We start from the raw sequence: 18,801 nt of genomic DNA, 5'->3' as shown, positions 1-18,801 counted from the left end.
TGTATGATATAACATGATGAGTGACACCAAAAAAATAATAGAAGAGTATGGATTAAAACTTACAAAATCTTTGGGACAAAATTTTCTTGTAGATAGTAATATCTTAAGAAAGATAGTCGATTTAGGGAATATCACCAAGGATGATCTTGTTATTGAAGTTGGACCTGGTATTGGGAATATGACAAGAGAGGTAGCAAAAAGAGCCGGTAAGGTTATTGCAGTGGAAAAAGATCAGAGATTGATTGAGCCACTTCAAGCGAATTTAAGTGAGTTTGGTAATGTTGAGGTAATAAATGAAGATTTTCTCGAAGTAGATGTAGTTGCATTAGCGGAGATGTCGAATGTCAAAAGTATCAAGATAATAGGTAACTTGCCTTATTATATTACTACACCTATAATAATGAGTTTATTAGAGGAGGAAGTAGATATTGATTCTATGGTATTTATGGTCCAAAAAGAAGTTGCTCAGAGGATGACTGCGAAAGAGGGAACAAAGGAATATGGGGCATTAACAGTTACGACTAATTTTTATGCCACAGTAAACATGTTGTTTGCTGTATCTGCTAATTGTTTTTTACCAAAACCTAAGGTGGATTCTGCAGTTGTAAAATTGGATGTAAATAAGGTTCCTAAAGTACCTGTTATTAGTAAGGAATTTTTCAAAAAAACAGTACGATCTGCATTTGGTAAGAGAAGGAAAACCCTTTTAAATGCGCTAGCTACATCTGGGGAATTTGGGATGTCGAAGGACGAATTTAGAGAAATATTGGATAGATTAGGTATAAAAGAAAATCAAAGAGGAGAAACACTTAGTGTAAATCAATTTGCAGAGTTAGCAGATGAGATTTATTGTAGACTTATAGGGGATTAGGTCTAAAAACATAGGAGTTGAGGTATTGTGCCATATGAGATAGAAAGAAAATTTTTGGTATTGGATGCAACCATTTTAAATGGACGAAAGGGCACGCTATATAGACAAGCCTATATCGCAGCCACAAGCCATGCGGTTGTTAGGGTAAGGACTGTAGGAGATAGTGCATACATTACAGTTAAGAGTAAAAACGAGGGTATTAAAAGATTGGAGTATGAGTATTCCATACCAAAGCAACACGCTGTTGAGATGATGGATCGGTTATGTGAAGGATTGTTAGTTGAGAAAAAAAGGTATAGTATTTTTTATCATGGACATGAGTGGGTAGTTGATAGTTTTATAGGAGCTAATGAAGGATTAATTATCGCCGAGATAGAACTAGAAAATGAAGAAGAGTTGTTTGATATACCAGAATGGGTAGGAGATGAAGTTACTTATGATGACAGATATTATAATGTTAACTTAATTAAAAATCCATATAGTAAATGGAATTTTGAATAACTATTGTAAAAAAAAGCCATTTGTTGTACAATAATATGGGGTGCAAAAAAAAAGAGAGGAAATTGTGTGACAAATGGATAAAGAGATAGACATAACAAGGAACATAAAGGTAATAGAGTGGCTTAAGGGAGAACTATTGTTAGAGGTTGCGAATCTTTTTAAAATATTGGCGCATGGAATGAAGGAAGAGGTGCATGATTCTATTGCTAATGTGCTTGCGAATGTTATTTTGATAGCGTATTTACTTGGAAAAAGATTGGGTATAAGTTATAACTCGATCGAGCTAAAGATTGAAAAGAAGATAAAGATAGGATTGTTAGAAAAAAATGATGTTGAAAAATACTATGGGGATTTAACAGAGCTATCAAGACATATGAACTTGTGTAGGATTCAAAACAAATAAGAATGGACGGAGATGATTATGATATTTAAGCCAAAGCTTAGTGTATCAAAGAGAGTGTATATAATTGCTATATTGATTTTGATAAAATTGTGCAGTGGCAAAGATTGGAAGAGCCTTATTATAGGGCTTATGATTATTGCGTTAATTGTGTATTGTGAAATTAATTTTGCAAGAGATAGAAAGAAAGAGGTTATAAAGAAGCTAGAGGGAATAAAATTAGAGAAAGAGGCTGTAGCGATAGATGTGCCTATACCTATGGTTGCTGTTGAGATTGATGGTAGGATAGTGTGGAAGAACAAAAAATTTCAAGAAATATTAGAGGGAGTGCAAACTTTTTCTACAAAAATACAAAATATTTCGCGTGAGTTGGATCCTAAGGAGTTTTTAGCCACAAAAGAAGACTATAACAGTACAATTGTATTAGGAGACAGGAAATATACAGTAAAATGCGAATATAGAAAGATAGGAAAGGCGATTAGCGAAGATAATTTTATTTTGTTGTACTATCTGCTAGATAGGACAGAGATAATAGAACTTCGAGAAAGATATAGTAATGAAAAGTTTGTTGTGGGTATATTGTATATAGATTGTTATGAAGATTTAATTTTGTCTATTGATGATGAGAAAAGGCAAGAAATGTTATTAGAATTGGACAAGACGATACAAAACTGGTTAGATGAAACGGGAGCTATTGCAAGGAAAGTAGAAAGAGATAAATATATATTAATTCTAGAGGCGCAGTGGATGAGTAAGCTTGAGAAAGAAGACTTTAAAATATTAGAGATGGTGAAAAAAATACGTATGGGTAATACTATACCACTTACAGTAAGTCTTGGATTTGGTATGGACCATGATACTTACATAGACAATTTAAATTGTGCTAAGGATGCATTAGATATAGCTTTAGGTAGAGGCGGAGACCAGGTAGTAATAAAAGATAAAGAGGAAACGTATTTTTATGGAGGAAATACAATACAGGCAGAGAAGAGAACAAAAGTAAAAGCTAGAGTTGTAGCGTATGCCCTAAAAGATCTAATAGAGCAATCTGAGAATGTGCTAATAATGGGTCATAAAAATTGTGATATGGATGCATTAGGTGCAGCTTTGGGCGTGTGGAGCATATGTAAAAATTTGAATAAACAAGCGAATATTGTGCTTAATAATTCAAATGTGAATATAAATAATATGATAACCAAACTATCTGGAAAAGAAAGATTTGGAGATACTTTTGTAAATGCGGAAGAAGCGTTAGAGAGGATAGAGTCTAATACTTTGTTAGTTATAGTAGACACAAATAAACAAAGTATAACAGAATGTGAAGATTTATTGAAATATACGAGCAGAATTGTTATAATAGATCATCATAGGAGAGGAACAGAGTATATAAAAGATACTTTGTTAACATATCTAGAGACATATGCATCATCGGCATCTGAAATGGTGACGGAGTTAATACAGTACCTTGGATTAGAGGACAAGTTAGATGAGTTAGAAGCACAGGCATTGTACACAGGTATACTAATAGACACGAAAAACTTTTTGTTAAGAACTGGCATAAGAACTTTTGAAGTTTGCGCACTGTTAAGAAAGTATAACATTGATACAATAGCTATAAAGGTGTTATTACAAAATGATCTAAAGACTTATACACAGATGTCTAATGTGATAAACGTGGTAGAACTTATAGATGACAAGGTAGCTATATCTAGATGTAGTCTTATGACAAAAGATGCGCAACTTGTAGCGGCTAAAGCAGCAGATCAATTACTTAATATAGAGGAGATAGATGCGTCTTTTGTTTTAAGTGTTATCCAGGATGATGTGTATATAAGTGGAAGATCGCTTGGAACAATAAATGTCCAAATGATACTAGAAAAGTTAGGCGGTGGAGGAAGTTTTAGCAATGCTGGTGCAAAAATTTCAGGTTTTAGCATAGATATGGTTGAAGAAAAGTTAAAGCAGGAAATACATGATTACCTGGGAAAGAGAAAAAAAGAATAGCTAAAGGAGAGGTTTAAAATGAAGGTCATATTGAAAAAAGATGTAAAGAGTGTGGGCAAGGTAGAGCAGTTAGTTGATGTTAGTGATGGTTATGCAAAGAATTATTTAATTCCCAAGGGATTGGCTGTGGTTGCGGATGCAAAGAATGTCAATATCATGAAAACAAAAAAAGCGGCAGAAGAAAAAAGAATAGAGAAAGAAAAGAAAAGTGCAAAAGAATTACAGAAAAAGTTAAAGGATGTTACAGTAGAGATAAAAGCTAAATCTGGTGGTGCAGGAAGATTATTTGGATCAATAACTAGTAAAGATATAGTTGAAAAATTATATGCTGATTTTGCTATAGACATAGACAAAAGAAAATTGAGCAGTGATGCTATAAAAACATTGGGTGAGCACATAATAGATGTAAAATTATATACTGGAATAAATGCAAAATTAAAAGTGAAGGTGACAGAAGAATAATATGGCGGATAAAAAAGAGTTAATGGGAAGAGTGCCACCACAAAATATAGAAGCAGAACAGTCTGTATTAGGAGCGATGCTGCTAGATAAGGACATTATACCATTGGTTATGGAAATATTGGGTAGTGAGCATTTTTACAGACAAGATCATAAAGAAATATTTGATGCTATGATGGAGCTGTTTGAAGCGGCTAAACCTGTGGATATAATTACAGTATCGGAGAGATTAGCGCTTAAGGGAACACTTGAGAGTGTTGGAGGGCTAGAGTATATATCAGAGCTTTCCAATATTGTGCCATCTTCCGAAAATGCGGGTTACTATGCAAAAATAGTAAAAGAAAAGAGCATAAGAAGAGATTTAATAAAAGTATCATCAAATATATTAAACTTAGGATATGATTCTTCAGATGAGATAAATGCGTTGTTGGAACAAGCGGAAAAAGGTATATTTAAAGTATCGCAAGATATGGCCACCAAGGGGGTTGTTCCAATAAAGGAAGTGCTTGTTGACACCTTTGATAAATTAGAGGGTTTGTACAATAATAAAGATGATGTTAGTGGTATACCAACAGGATTTAAGGATTTGGACTATAAATTATCAGGGTTACAAAATTCGGATTTGGTATTAATAGCAGCAAGGCCGGCCATGGGAAAAACATCATTTGCATTAAATATTGCGCAAAATATTGCAATAAAGAAGAATGTGCCGGTTGCGATATTTAGTTTGGAGATGTCTAAAGAGCAATTAGTTACCAGGATGCTTTGTTGTGAAGCAATGGTTGATGCTAGTAAAATGAAAACAGGAAAGCTTGAGGATGACGACTGGGCGAAAATTGCGGGGGTATTAGGAACGTTGTCTGATGCTCCAATATACATAGATGATACGCCAGGCACGTCGGTATCTGAAATTGGAGCAAAGTGTAGGAAATTAAAGCTTGAAAAAAATTTAGGTGTGGTAGTTATAGATTATTTGCAGCTTATGAAGGGCCGAGGCAGAAGTGAAAGTAGACAGCAAGAGATATCTGAAATATCTAGGTCATTAAAAATATTGGCAAAGGAATTAAATATACCAGTGATTACATTGTCGCAGCTAAGTCGTGCAGCGGAACAGAGACAAGATCATAGGCCAATGCTAAGTGACTTAAGAGAATCAGGAGCTATAGAGCAAGATGCGGACATAGTTATGTTTTTGTACAGAGAGGACTATTATAATGAAGCGACAGAAAAGAAAAATATTTCTGAAGTTATAATAGCAAAGCATAGGAATGGATCGACAGGTACAATAGAGTTAGCTTGGCTTAGTCAGTATACGAAATTTGGGAATTTGAATAAGAGTGTGAGGTAAAATGTATAATAATATAGAGAGAAAAGTGTATAATTTTATACAAGAAAAAAGCTTGATAGTTGAGAATGATCATGTTATAGTAGGAGTGTCAGGTGGAGCTGATTCTACATGTTTATTATATTTGTTAAATAAATTGTCTAAAAGACTTAATCTTAAGTTGACTGCGATACATATAAATCATATGATACGAGGAGACGAAGCATTAAGGGATGAAAGACACGTTGTTGATTTTTGTAGGGAGCTTAATATTGATATAATAGTTGAGAGAATAGATGTAATAAAACTTGCAAAGGATAGAAAAATATCGACAGAGGAAGCGGGAAGAAATGCAAGATATAGTACATTTTATAAGTATAAAGATAAGCTTGGAGCACAGAAAATAGCAGTTGCACACAATAAGAATGACAATGTAGAGACAGTTATTATGAATATAGTAAGAGGAAGTGGCCTGGATGGATTAGGGGGAATTGATGCCCAAAGAGATGTTATTGTAAGGCCAATAATAACACTTAGTCGAGATGAGATAGAAAAATATTGCCAATTAGAAGATTTGGATTATGTTGTAGATAGTACTAATTGTGAAGTCATATATACTCGTAATAAAGTTAGATTAAAGCTAATAAAAGAGATTGACGATATGTTCGATGTGGATATAGTTTCCAAGATCGACAGAATGTCATATTTGGTTAGAGAAGACAATAGCTTTATAGAAGGTGTGGTAGAAGAAAAGTTTGATGAGTGTGTAATAGAGACGAATGATAGTAGTGTTTTGCTTGATGTGGAGAAATTAAGATTACTTCATAAGGCTATACAAAGGAGGGTGTTAAGAAGAGCAATAGTTAAGGTAAATAAAGTTATTAACAAAATAGAGTATAAGCACATAGAGGATATGTTAAAATTAATATGTGTGAATAAGTCGGGGCTTTGGTTAGATTTACCTCAAGGGATTGGGGCATATAGGGATTACAATAGATTAAAAATTTGCAAGAAGCCTAAGAAGGAAGTTATAGAAAATAAAGAAATAGACATTGATATATTGGTTGGTGATACGAAAATACAAATTGATGACAGGTGGGTGTTGGAGATAGAGGTTTTAGATTTAGGGCAAGAAAAAAAAGTTAACGATGCATATACAAAATATTTTGATTATGATATATTAAGTGAAGGGCTAAAATTGAGACAAAGGAGGAATGGAGATAAATTTAGACCAATAAATTTTAATGGCACCAAGAAGCTTAAAAAATATTTCATAGATAAAAAAATTTCAAAACCCGAAAGAGATAAGATGTATCTTTTAGCAAAGGGAAGTGAAATTATTTGGATTATAGGAGAAAATGTAAGTGAGAAATTTAGGGTAACTAAGTATAGTAAAAAAATAGTTAGATTTACGTTAGCTTCTGTGATATAACGCTAATTTGAGGAGGGACGATTTTGAAAAACGGATTTAAAGATATTGCATTTTATATATTATTAATATTGATGATACTCTTTACATTTAGCCTGTTTACAAACACAAGCAATGTAAAAGAGTGGAGTTATTCGAGATTGATACAGGAGTTAGAGAATGGTAATGTTGGTTCTATAACATTACAAGAAATGAAGGCTAGTGTTAAACTAAAAGGAGATAAGAAAGAGGTTGAGTATTCAGTATATGTTCCAGATGTTTCATCATTGATAAGAGAAATTTCAGATGATATGAAAGAGGGAAAGGTAGATTTTTTATATAAATTGCCGCCACAGTTACCATGGTGGGTATCTATGATAATACCGGTGGCATTGTTGATTGTTACACTTGCGATATTTTGGGTGTTTTTCTTTCAACAAGCGCAAGGTGGAGGGAATAGGGTAATGTCATTTGGCAAGAGTAAGGCCAAGATGATATCTGATGATAAGAAGAAGGTGACGTTTGGGGATGTCGCTGGGGCAGATGAAGAGAAAGAAGAACTAGAAGAGATAGTTGAATTTTTAAAGATGCCAAAGAAATTTATAGATCTAGGTGCAAGAATTCCAAAAGGAGTGTTGTTAGTGGGCCCTCCAGGTACAGGAAAGACACTTTTGGCGAAAGCTGTTTCAGGAGAGGCTGGAGTACCATTTTTCAGTATAAGTGGATCAGACTTTGTCGAGATGTTTGTTGGAGTTGGAGCATCAAGAGTGAGGGATTTATTCGAACAAGCGAAGAGGAATGCTCCAAGTATAATATTTATAGATGAGATTGATGCAGTGGGAAGACATAGGGGAGCAGGCCTTGGTGGAGGTCATGACGAGAGAGAACAAACTTTAAATCAGTTATTAGTCGAGATGGATGGATTTGGTGTAAATGAGGGTGTTATTATATTGGCGGCAACCAATAGGCCAGATATATTAGACCCAGCTCTTTTAAGACCGGGCAGATTTGATAGAAGAGTTGTTGTAGGTTTACCAGACATAAAAGGAAGGGAAGCTGTTCTTAGGGTTCATGCAAGGAACAAACCGCTGGGAGAGGATGTAGATTTGGCTGACTTGGCAAAAATTACACCAGGATTTACAGGAGCCGATCTTGAGAACTTATTAAATGAGGCGGCACTATTGTCAGCAAGACAAAGTAAGACCGAAATCGGCATGGGTGAGATAAAAGAGGCTACGTTTAAGGTTATGTTAGGGCCAGAAAAGAAGAGCAAGGTTATGACAGAGCAAGAAAAGAGGCTTACAGCATATCACGAGGCTGGTCATGCTATTGCAGTTAGGGCAGTATCAACAACAAATAAAGTTGAAAGAATTTCTATTATACCAACAGGTATGGCGGGAGGATATACAACATATAAACCAGATGAGGACAGAAGTTATATTACAAAGAGTCATTTGGTGCAAGAGATAGTTGTTGCATTAGGAGGAAGAGCAGCAGAAGAGCTTATGCTAAAAGAGGTTAGTACAGGAGCGGCTAATGATTTAAGCAATGCCAATAGGACAGCAAGGAATATGATAATGAAGTATGGTATGAGTCATAGCTTGCCCAATATGGTGTTTGGAGGGGAAGCAGGAGAGGTCTTTATTGGAAGAGATTTGGCACAAACCAAAGATTACAGTGAAGAAGTTGCGGCTGCTATAGATAAGGAAGTAAAGGCGTTGTTGAAAAAAGCATATGATGACACATTGCAAATACTAAAGGCAAATCAAAAAGTATTGGAAGTTTTGGCTGATAGATTGATGGAAAAAGAAAAGATAGAGGCCGTTGAATTTGAGACAATATTCTTAGAGAACGATGGAAATGTATTTAGATATACTGTGTAGTTAGGAGGGCTTTTAGGTGGAAGGCAGAGAAAGAGAAGCACGGTTTGTTGTTGCAAAAGAAGATACGGCATTGATTGTAGGCAGTGGTACACTTTTAGTGTTGGCCACACCTAGATTGATTTCGAAAATTGAGAATTTGGCGATGAGTATGGTGCAAGAAGAATTAGGAGAAGGTGAAACAACAGTGGGCACGAATGTTAATATAAATCATATAAGGGCAACTCCTGTTGGTTGTTGTGTTAAGGTTGTTTCAAAGGTTGTAAAAGTTGATGGAAGAAAGATAGTATATGAAGTTTGTGCATATGATGATGTGGAGAAAATTGCAGAAGGGACCCATGAGAGATATATAGTTGACGTAGATAGATTTTTCTTAAAAGCTCAAAAGAAATTGCAATAATTACATTATGATAGCCAAACACTATTTCTACTGAATAGTATTTGGCTTATTTTTTATGCGTTTTTGCCGAACACTTTATAGAGGGTTATATGTGTAGGTTTTATTGGGAGGTGTGTCGGCGTATGAGCCAAGACGAAAAGGAAAAATTTTTAAAGGGAATTATAGATGATGATGATAAGAGTGTAATTTTTGGATCTAACGAGGGGTTACATCGCGAAAATAGTAGTGATACTTTGGCAAGTGAAAAAACAGAGTTTGTTACGTTAGAGGATGTAGTTTTGTTACAAAGAGAACTTGGAATTACTAAAGATGAGCTTGAGCTCTTAAATTATAATCAGCTTCGAGTAATAAGAGAAGCAATAAATAGAGAATATGATGCAAGGATAAAAGAATTTAATGATGATTTAAAAGAAGATATAGAAAGTGATTTAAAGAAAATACAAAAGAAGAAGATGTTTCAAGGTCGAGTTGTCGAAAGAGAAAATATGACTGGCAATATTTCGATGGTAATAAAAGAAGGGGACATGTTAAGGGGGCAAAAAAGAGAAGCGTTAGTGGAGTTATCTGCCATATGGCAGGAAATGCAAGAAGAAAGGCGTATTAAAAATAGAAAGAGAGAGAAATTATTAGATGAAATAGATTTTGTTATGGATTTAAGTTATGATATGGATGGTCAAATTTCAGATAGACATGAAGATATATTAAAGAAAGCTATTACTGGGGTATCGAGAACAGCAAAGTTACATGAAATTGATGAAAAGTTATATAATGAATTTATGGATGCTGACTTGCAAAGAGAAGAAGATGAGTATCAAGACGCGCTAGATGACGACATAGAGAAGGATATGGAAAGTGATTCATATGATGAACTAAAAAAATTGTCGTTGCAAGTTGATGGAGAGGTAGAAAAGCTAAAAGATTACCAACAAAGAGTAAATGATAGAATAAATGAGATAAATACTATTAAAGATGCAAAAATAGTAAAAAAGCTATTAAGTGATTTAGATGATATAGATGCTTTCGTTACAGTTTATCAAAGGCAAAAAGAAGAGATTGATAGGATAATAGTTACATATGATGAGTGTCGTAGGACTAAAGTGTTAATTGCAGATGAGGATAATATAGGGGAAAGTGTTAAGAAGGCTTTGGAAGATCAAACGAAAGAGATTTCTGAACTTATAGGGAAAACAAGATCTTTTATTGCAATTAGAGCTTTAAGAATGTTAAAAAATTTGGAAGAGAAAAGTAATGTAGGTGTAGAAAAAGCGGAAACTATAGAGAACACAATTGTCAGAAAAGATTTGATATATATTTTGAATTTTTTTGGGAAAGCTTTAGTAAAGCAAAGGGAAAATAGTAGAGCGTTAAACTCAATGACAGCCGAAGAAAGATTTTTGGTAGATAAAATAGGCGCGGAGGGTAAAGAGTTAGATATTAAGGAGTACGAAGATACTACCTTAACAAAAGAGTTGTTTGGATTAGGAAAGTGGTTGGTTGGTGTTTACCTTGATGGAAAGGATAGTGAGATAGAAAAGCAAGTTAGGCCATATAAGATTGATAATCAAAATGCAGTAAATATATTAAAAAATGATATAAACAATGCGTCGTCAAGAGAGTATACAGATGAGGATTATAACAAAGCTGTTGTTGGTGCGATAAATGGGATAAGAGAGATATTAGGAAAAGATATAGATGTAAAAAAATTAACTAAGCAAGATTTGTGTGTGTTAGCCAAGATTTGTGAGGATAAATTTAACGATATACAAAATAGTAAAGAAAAAGAGAAAAAAGAAAAGTTGCTTGAGTATATGAAAAATATGAAAGAAGTTGATGATCTTTCAGAAGGAGTAGTAAAGATATACAAAGATATTAATAGGTCAATTGTTTATATGTTTGATCAAAAAGATAAAGCAAGAAACATATTTGATGTATTAATTGCTTGTAAGGAAGATGCTTCTTTAGAAATAAAACCAGAGAATAGTTTGTTGATAGAGCTAAAAGTAGTAAGTGATGTTAAAGAGTATAATATGTATGAGAATAAGTATAAAAAAGAGTATACTTTAAGTAACAAAGATATAGATTATGTACTCGATAAGATAAGTAAAACCAAGGTGGATGGAGGCTACTACTACCTCGCATTAGGAGAAGATGCCTCTAATATGGAGAATATAGTGGGATCTCCTGTAATTTCACATAAAGGGATAAAGGTATTTTGGCTAGATGATTTGAAACTTAATTTAGACACAAATAAAATGGAGTTTTCATATAATAATATACCAATAGATAAAAATAAGTTATATACAGTAGAACAAGATAAAGAGTATGACTCGACATCTATATTAGTTGATGAAGAAAAAAGGTTACTAGATGAAAATACCATTATTAATATATATACTCATAAGGGTGTACCTAGATTTTCATCGGGGATAGAAAGAAAATTAGGTTATGCTGAAGATTCTCTTGCGTTACTAGAATACATTCATAAAAGAGAAGGCAACACCGAATATGAAGAGGAAGAAAAATTAATACAAGAGTATAAGGAAAAAATTCCAGATCTAAAAAATGAAATTGAAAAGCAAAAGAAAACAATAGAAAAACTAGAGAATATACAAGTAGCATATAAGAAATTTAAAAGTGTTCAAGCGTTGGAACAGGATCAAAGTTCTAGTGAAGAGATACAAAATATTTTACAAAATGAATTCAAGAAGCTAAAAAAAGAGGTTTCTAATAACAGCGACATAATAAAAGAAAAGATGGAAAAGTTAAGTGCCTTTCAGTATGAGGTGGATTCCAAAAAGCTTAGAATAGATATTAGGGAAGACAAAAAAGAAGAGAAAAAACCAGAAATAAAGAAAGAACCAAAGACATTTTATGATAAAATAGCTCAAATTTTTAAGGGTATTGTAGAGGGTATTAAAAAGGTATATAAATCGGTAGTTAGTCCCTTTACTGAAAGGGGAGCAAAAAACAGTATAAATAAAGTAGTAAATATCGCGCTAGGTATTGATGATAGTAAAGGAAATTCGGAAGGATTAGTACAATGGTCAACCGAATTCTTTACAATGGATAATTTGGATTTAAAAGATGTAGTAATGGATATCGCAAAACAAAGAGATATAGAAAATAATAAAAAAAGAATTAAGAATTCTCTTGACGAGAAAGAAGAAAAAGGTGTATCATTAAATAATGTAGAAGAAAACAGGGGGAGTACTAAGCAAAATGAAATTAATGTGCATCAATTAAAGAAGAGTTCACAAGAGCACTTAGATATAGTGCAGGAAATAGTTGATGATGCAAATGTGGGAATTGATAGTGGATATTATGAGGAAAAGGTTGAAAAAGTGAAAAAAGAAAGTATTGATAGGGGTATTGGAAAAAAAAAATATACTGAATCAAAAATAGAAGGTATGTCTAAATAAAAATACAGAACGAAAGGAGAAGCCACTTTAAGTTTGAGTGGTGAGGAGAAGGGATGGCATTTAATAATACGACACAAAGGAATGTATATCAAGGAAGAAATAACAATGGGCAGCGTCAGTATCAGCATAATGGACAGCATAATAGAGTGAATAGGTCGTATGACGATTCAAGAAAAAATATAAGAGGTAGTAATTCTTATGGTACATATGGCAATAATAAATATCAAAAGGATAGTAAAAAGCCATATAAAAAAGATGCTAAGTATGATAATGGAGGGTACCAATCTAGAAATAAACATTATAACAGTAATTATGGAAACAATTATAGTAATAGATTTGTAAATAAAGTAAAAGCCAAGGAGACAGCAAAAGATATAAGATACGATATAGAAAGAATAGAAAAGGAAATACGTATAGAAATAGACACAATAAAGACTATAAGATTGTAAAAAAGGATGTGTTGTTATGACTATAGTGTTTGATTTTTCTAAAGAGAGTAATGACTATAGACAACGAATAGCGGTTGTGTTTAGGTCTTTATTTGAGAAGGAGTTTTTGGAGAATTTCGATATTGTATTAGAAGAATTGTTCAAAGGTAATTATTCAATAGAGTTATTAAAAGAAGCAATAAAAAAGAGTAAGCATTTATTGCAAGAGGGTGAATCTGTGCACCATGGGGTGATACGTAAAGATAAAGAAAATGAGAAATTTTCAAACAAGGCAATACGTGTCATAATATTGTTGATGGTGTTGGGCGAAGAATATACGTGGATAAAGGACGAAATTGAAGTTATTAGAGACTCGGAAAATTTGATTTCGAATATGAAATTACTAAGAGATATTATTGACAATATAGAGAAAGAAAGGTATTTATTGGGAAATGAATTAAGACATGCGAAATTTAGTATTTCAGAGATAGATCAAATCACAGTTGTATTAAAAGATATAGAGGATATTTTTATTGGACGTTGTGAGGATATAAAGACTTACATAGAGGAAGTTTTATTTGTAAGAGAAGATGTAGACCAACCAGTAAAAGAGATAGGGGTTGGAATTATAAAAAGAATAAATAATGTTTCAAAAGAAAAAAATAAGATAAAAAATCTTTAATAAGGAAAGAAAGACTTAAAAAGATTTTGTGAGAGTTCTCTTTTTTTTGTTAAATAAAAAAAAGGGAATTTTTTTGTTGATGTAGAATAATAGATTAGGCAGTAACATAAAAAAGCAACATAAACAACATGTCAAAAATTTCACAAGAAAAGGGGAGAGGAAAATGTTTAATTCTAAAAACATAAGAAGTGGTATATTCACTATTTTAGTATCAGCTGTTATGTTAATGCTAGGCTGTACCAATGTGTACGCCAATGCTTATAGAAAAGGAGAAATAATAGTGAAGTATAAAAAGAACAAACAACAGCCACAAAATAGAGCTTTTTTTGTAAACGGAACAAAACTTACAATGTCGTGTATAGATGATGATCACTCATATTATTATGTTAAGGAAGATAATATGGATCAAGTTTTAGAAAAGTGTAAAGAAAATCCTGATATAGAATATGCACAACCTAATTATGTGTATAGCATAAGGTATACAACAAGTGATCCGTTTTTAACATACGAATGGGGATTAGATCAAATAAATGCCCATAAGGTATGGGATTTAAATGGAACGGATAATCCACCTATGATAGCAGTTGTAGATACAGGTGTTAATGTACAACACTTGGATTTAAAGAGTAACATTGTTAAAGGATACAACATAGTAGATGGAACAACAGATGTTAGAGATGATTGTGGGCATGGTACACACATAGCAGGCATAGCAGCAGCCGTAACAAATAATTCTACAGGTATAGCTGGAGTTTCAGGTAATTCAAAAATTCTTCCAGTTAAAGTATTAGATCAAGAAGGAAATGGATATAGTTCAGATATAGCGGCTGGTATAAAGTGGGCAGCAGATAACGGAGCAAAGATAATAAACTTAAGTCTTGGCGGATCTAACTATGACAATTATCTAAAAGAGGCAGTTGAATATGCTATTAAAAAAGGATGTATAGTTGTAGCAGCAGCTGGTAATGAGGGAACTTATAGACCAACATATCCTGCAGCATTCGAGGGAGTTATAGCAGTGGCAGCGGTAGATAGCAAAAATCAGATATGTAATTTCTCCAATTTTGGAAGATACATAGATATAGCAGCACCAGGTCTTGATATATATAGTACAAGTAAGGATGGTGGATACGAGTACAAATCAGGTACATCAATGGCGTGTGCATTTGTATCAGGTGCAATAGCACTAGTATGGGGTGGATCACCAGATAAGACAGCTGCGGAGATAGAAGAGATTATAAAAGAATCAGCAAATAAAGTGGATATATCTCCAACTATAGATTATGATATTGGTTCTGGAGTATTAGATGCATATGGTGCATATAAAATGGCTAAGGATGAAAGTGGAAGCGAAACTAAATATTGTACAGTTACTGATGTAGAAAGAATAGTTGAAGAAATAGTAGAGAAAAAGTTAAATGAAAGACTAGGTAACATAATTACAACTAATCCAACTAATAATACAGGGAATACATCTAATCCGTTTAACCCATTTAACCCATTTAATCCAACAAGGCCAACAAGACCATCAAGATAGATATAAGTAGAGTATTATATCATTTCTCCAGTAGTAAAATATTTTACTACTGGAGTTCTTCTACAATAGTACAAAAAAATACTAGGGATTTTTTTGGTATTTGTCGAAATACTACTATAGTAGGGGGGATATTTTAATATGGGTATAAATAAGATAATAACTAATAAAAAAGAATTATTGGCCCGCAATGTAGAGGAAGCAAATAAGTGGGTAGCAAGGTGTCTTATGATATTTGCATTCATAATGGGAATCACGTGGATGTTAAACTACGTGGGAATTTTTCTTTTACAGTCGAGCAATTTTTCCACTATAACATTGTTAACGTGCTTTTTTTGTGCACTACCGTACTGTATATTAAAGATAACCAAAAAGTATAACAAAGCATATTTAAAGTATATGTTTATAACTATAACATTAGTGGTGACATTTGTTTTATACACACCGCTTAGTTATCATACAATAATATTTCTTATGCTGCCAATAACATTAGCCACCTTGTACTTTGACAGAAATTTAATTATATTTACCATACTAGGGACCAATATATTAATAATAGTTGGTACAATAGCATCATTTTATTTAAATATCACACCCAATGCACCACTTATGGATTCAATAAAGTCGTTGGTGATATACGCAGTTATACCAAGAATACTCATATTTATGGGGATGGCAAGTATTAGTATATCCATCACAAACAGGACATCCCTGTTATTAGGAAGGTTAATTGATTCTGCTAATTCAGTTATAGAGGCGATAAAATCTAAAGAAGAAGCTGAAAGTGCGGATAGGGCGAAATCATTATTTTTAGCTAATATGTCTCATGAGATAAGGACGCCAATGAACGCGATATTAGGAATGACAGATATTATACTTTTAGAGAATGATATAGGACCTATAAAAGAAGATATATTGGTGATAAAGAGCGCATGTACGAATTTGCTTGAGATAATAAACGACATATTAGATTTTTCCAAGATAGAGTCTAACAAGTTAGAACTTGTGAATGAGGTGTATAATTTCCATGATTTAATAAATAACATAATAAAAATACTTTCACCTAAGTTTGACGAGAAGGGGTTAGAGTTTAAACTAAATATAGATGGAGACGTACCAGAGAATCTTATAGGGGATTCAGCAAGGATTAGACAGATTATCACCAATATATTAAATAATGCAATTAAGTTTACAAAAGAAGGTTTTGTAACAATGTCTATTGAATGCAGTGTAATTGAAAAAGATGTAATAATTACATTTGATATAAGTGATACTGGATGTGGAATTAAGGAAGAAGATATACCTAAATTGTTTAAGCGTTTTGAAAGATGTGATACCAAACAGAATAGAAGTGTTGAGGGTACTGGATTAGGGCTTTGTATAAGTAAGAATTTGATCAATCTTATGAATGGAGACATACAGGTTAAGAGTGAATATCAAAAAGGAACAACTTTTTCATTTTATGTGAAGCAAAAGATTTCTGACAAGCCAAGCTGCACAATAAACAATAGTGATTTAATTAGTTTTGTTGCACCACATGCTAATATATTGGTTGTTGACGATTTGGCGCTAAATTTAAAAGTTATAAGTGGGTTACTAAAACCGTACAATGTTAATTTGACTACATTATTATCAGGTAGGGAGTGTGTCAATTTACTAAAAACACAAAAGCAAAGATTTCATATTATATTTATGGATCACATGATGCCAGATTTAGATGGTATAGATACATTTAAATTAATCAAGCCATATATAGAGGATACGCCTGTTGTGATGTTGACGGCTAATACGATAAGTGGGATGAAGGAGAAATTTTTAAAGGAAGGCTTTAGCGATTTTTTGGGCAAGCCAATAGACTTAGCTAAATTAAATAATATATTGTTGACATATTTGCCACAAGATTTGATAGAACATCAAGAAAAAGATGATAGCCATTCAATAAACATCGAGAGGGGAATTGGTATGTATAGTAACAATTTAACCGAGTACTTTGATGTGTTAAAGACATTTTATTTAGAGAATAAAGATAAGGCGATTAAGCTTGATGAAGCACTTAATAATAAAGATTATAAGAGCTATCAAATTATGGTGCATTCTATAAAGAGTTCAGCAAAGTTAATAGGTGCAGATAGGCTATCAATGCTAGCCAAGGAGCATGAATTAAGTGTGGCAAACAACAATATAGATTATATAAATAACAATATAACCTTATTAAAAGAAGAGATTTGCAATGTATTGGAGAACATATCTGGTATTGTTCAATCAGAGACAAAAGAGGTTCCCAAAACAAAGGAAAACTTAGATGATGCTACTGTTTTATCAAAAATTCAAAACATTGTAGATAAGATAGATGATTTTGAGAATAAGTCAGCACGGGCTATGATAGATGATCTTCTTATGTATAATATTAACGAAGCATATACGCCATATCTAAATGATGCGAAACTAAAGCTTACATTGTATGATGATGATGGAGCAAAAGAAATATTGCAAAGTATGAACAATAATCAAAAAGAGGAAGAGTTTGTATTAAAGCATATATTGATAGTGGATGATGATGCGGCTACATTAGCGTTTACTGAGTCTACCCTAGATAAATACTATAAAGTAACGGCGCTAAACTCTGGTAGGAAGGCGCTAAACTTTTTGCAACGTTTTATACCGGATATAATATTATTAGACATAAATATGCCTGAAATGGATGGTATTGATACACTAAAGCAGATAAAGATGATGAGGTCGTGCTATGATATACCAGTTATATTTTTGACTGGTGTGTCGGATACACAAAAGGAAGTACAGTGTTTGACACTTGGTGCGAACGATTTTATACAAAAGCCATTTGTTAAGGAACTTTTGCTAGGACGAATTTCCAAGACTTTAAAATTTTCAGCTTATCAAAATGATCTAAAGACTATGGTGGATGAGAAAACGAAAAAGATAAAAACAATACAAAGTAAGATAATATTTAGTTTAGCAACGTTAGTGGAGAGTAGAGATGATGATACAGGCCAACATATAAAAAGGACATCCCGATATGTAGAAATACTTGCAAATGCGATAAAAATGGGGAATAAATATATGGATGTATGCACACCCGAATACATAGAAAATTTAGTATTGGCTGCACCACTGCATGATATAGGTAAAATAGCCATACGCGATTCAATATTATGTAAGCCAGGAAAGCTCACAGAAGAGGAATTTAATGTAATGAAGACACACACATTGATAGGTGGAGAAACAATAATAAAGTGTATGGATGGAATAGAGGAAGATATGTTTTTGAATATGGCAAGGGATATAGCATTATATCATCATGAAAAATGGGACGGATCTGGTTATCCAAAGGGATTGGCTGGAGATAGCATACCACTTTGTGCTCGAATTATGGCTGTGGCAGATGTATTTGATGCATTAACGGCAAAGAGATGTTATAGGGATGCAATGCCAGCAGAAAAAGCATTTGCAATATTGGAGGAATCACGTGG

The 18,801-nt window shown here is 33.1% G+C and carries 13 protein-coding genes and 1 pseudogene; all 14 read left to right on the top strand.

Going from position 1 to position 18,801, the window contains the following annotated elements:
• The first annotated feature begins 13 nt into the window (after nucleotides 1–13).
• The gene (rsmA, locus tag J6Y29_06480; GenBank protein MBP5427510.1) at nucleotides 14–871 is read left to right on the top strand and encodes a 16S rRNA (adenine(1518)-N(6)/adenine(1519)-N(6))-dimethyltransferase RsmA; all 858 of its coding nucleotides are present in this window, start codon (nucleotides 14–16) and stop codon (nucleotides 869–871) included.
• A 27-nt stretch (nucleotides 872–898) separates the two neighbouring features.
• Nucleotides 899–1,372: a CYTH domain-containing protein gene (locus tag J6Y29_06475; GenBank protein MBP5427509.1), complete on the top strand. Its 474-nt coding sequence runs from the start codon at nucleotides 899–901 to the stop codon at nucleotides 1,370–1,372.
• A gap of 64 nt (nucleotides 1,373–1,436) precedes the next feature.
• A pseudogene (locus J6Y29_06470) lies at nucleotides 1,437–1,775 on the top strand (MazG-like family protein).
• 18 nt (nucleotides 1,776–1,793) lie between these two features.
• Nucleotides 1,794–3,776, top strand: coding sequence for a DHH family phosphoesterase (locus tag J6Y29_06465; GenBank protein MBP5427508.1), 1,983 nt, complete (start codon nucleotides 1,794–1,796; stop codon nucleotides 3,774–3,776).
• 18 nt (nucleotides 3,777–3,794) lie between these two features.
• Entirely contained in the window at nucleotides 3,795–4,238 is a 444-nt protein-coding gene (locus J6Y29_06460; GenBank protein ID MBP5427507.1) for a 50S ribosomal protein L9, read from the top strand.
• Between the two features lies 1 nt (nucleotide 4,239).
• Nucleotides 4,240–5,583, top strand: coding sequence for a replicative DNA helicase (gene dnaB, locus J6Y29_06455; protein ID MBP5427506.1), 1,344 nt, complete (start codon nucleotides 4,240–4,242; stop codon nucleotides 5,581–5,583).
• Between the two features lies 1 nt (nucleotide 5,584).
• A complete protein-coding gene (tilS, locus tag J6Y29_06450) occupies nucleotides 5,585–6,991 on the top strand; it encodes a tRNA lysidine(34) synthetase TilS (protein ID MBP5427505.1) in 1,407 nt (468 codons plus the stop codon).
• 23 nt (nucleotides 6,992–7,014) lie between these two features.
• A complete protein-coding gene (gene ftsH, locus J6Y29_06445) occupies nucleotides 7,015–8,850 on the top strand; it encodes an ATP-dependent zinc metalloprotease FtsH (protein ID MBP5427504.1) in 1,836 nt (611 codons plus the stop codon).
• Between the two features lie 16 nt (nucleotides 8,851–8,866).
• Nucleotides 8,867–9,247 carry a thioesterase gene (locus J6Y29_06440; GenBank protein ID MBP5427503.1) on the top strand — a complete coding sequence of 127 codons (381 nt, stop codon included), beginning with the start codon at nucleotides 8,867–8,869 and terminating at the stop codon, nucleotides 9,245–9,247.
• A gap of 122 nt (nucleotides 9,248–9,369) precedes the next feature.
• Entirely contained in the window at nucleotides 9,370–12,666 is a 3,297-nt protein-coding gene (locus tag J6Y29_06435) for a hypothetical protein (GenBank protein ID MBP5427502.1), read from the top strand.
• Nucleotides 12,667–12,719: 53 nt separating this feature from the next.
• Nucleotides 12,720–13,115 carry a hypothetical protein gene (locus J6Y29_06430; protein MBP5427501.1) on the top strand — a complete coding sequence of 132 codons (396 nt, stop codon included), beginning with the start codon at nucleotides 12,720–12,722 and terminating at the stop codon, nucleotides 13,113–13,115.
• Between the two features lie 16 nt (nucleotides 13,116–13,131).
• Complete coding sequence (locus J6Y29_06425; GenBank protein ID MBP5427500.1) at nucleotides 13,132–13,776, top strand: hypothetical protein; 645 nt, start codon at nucleotides 13,132–13,134, stop codon at nucleotides 13,774–13,776.
• Nucleotides 13,777–13,939: 163 nt separating this feature from the next.
• Nucleotides 13,940–15,313, top strand: coding sequence for a peptidase S8 (locus tag J6Y29_06420; protein ID MBP5427499.1), 1,374 nt, complete (start codon nucleotides 13,940–13,942; stop codon nucleotides 15,311–15,313).
• 138 nt (nucleotides 15,314–15,451) lie between these two features.
• Nucleotides 15,452–18,801, top strand: a 3,350-nt coding sequence (locus J6Y29_06415) for a response regulator (GenBank protein MBP5427498.1), incomplete at its 3' end; no start/stop codon positions are given.

Source organism: Clostridiales bacterium (assembly GCA_017961515.1).
In the GTDB taxonomy this organism is placed as follows: Bacteria; Bacillota; Clostridia; order Acetivibrionales; family RGIG10202; genus RGIG10202.
Note: the sequence above shows the minus strand (reverse complement) of the source record. Positions and strands in the feature narration are given on the sequence as shown.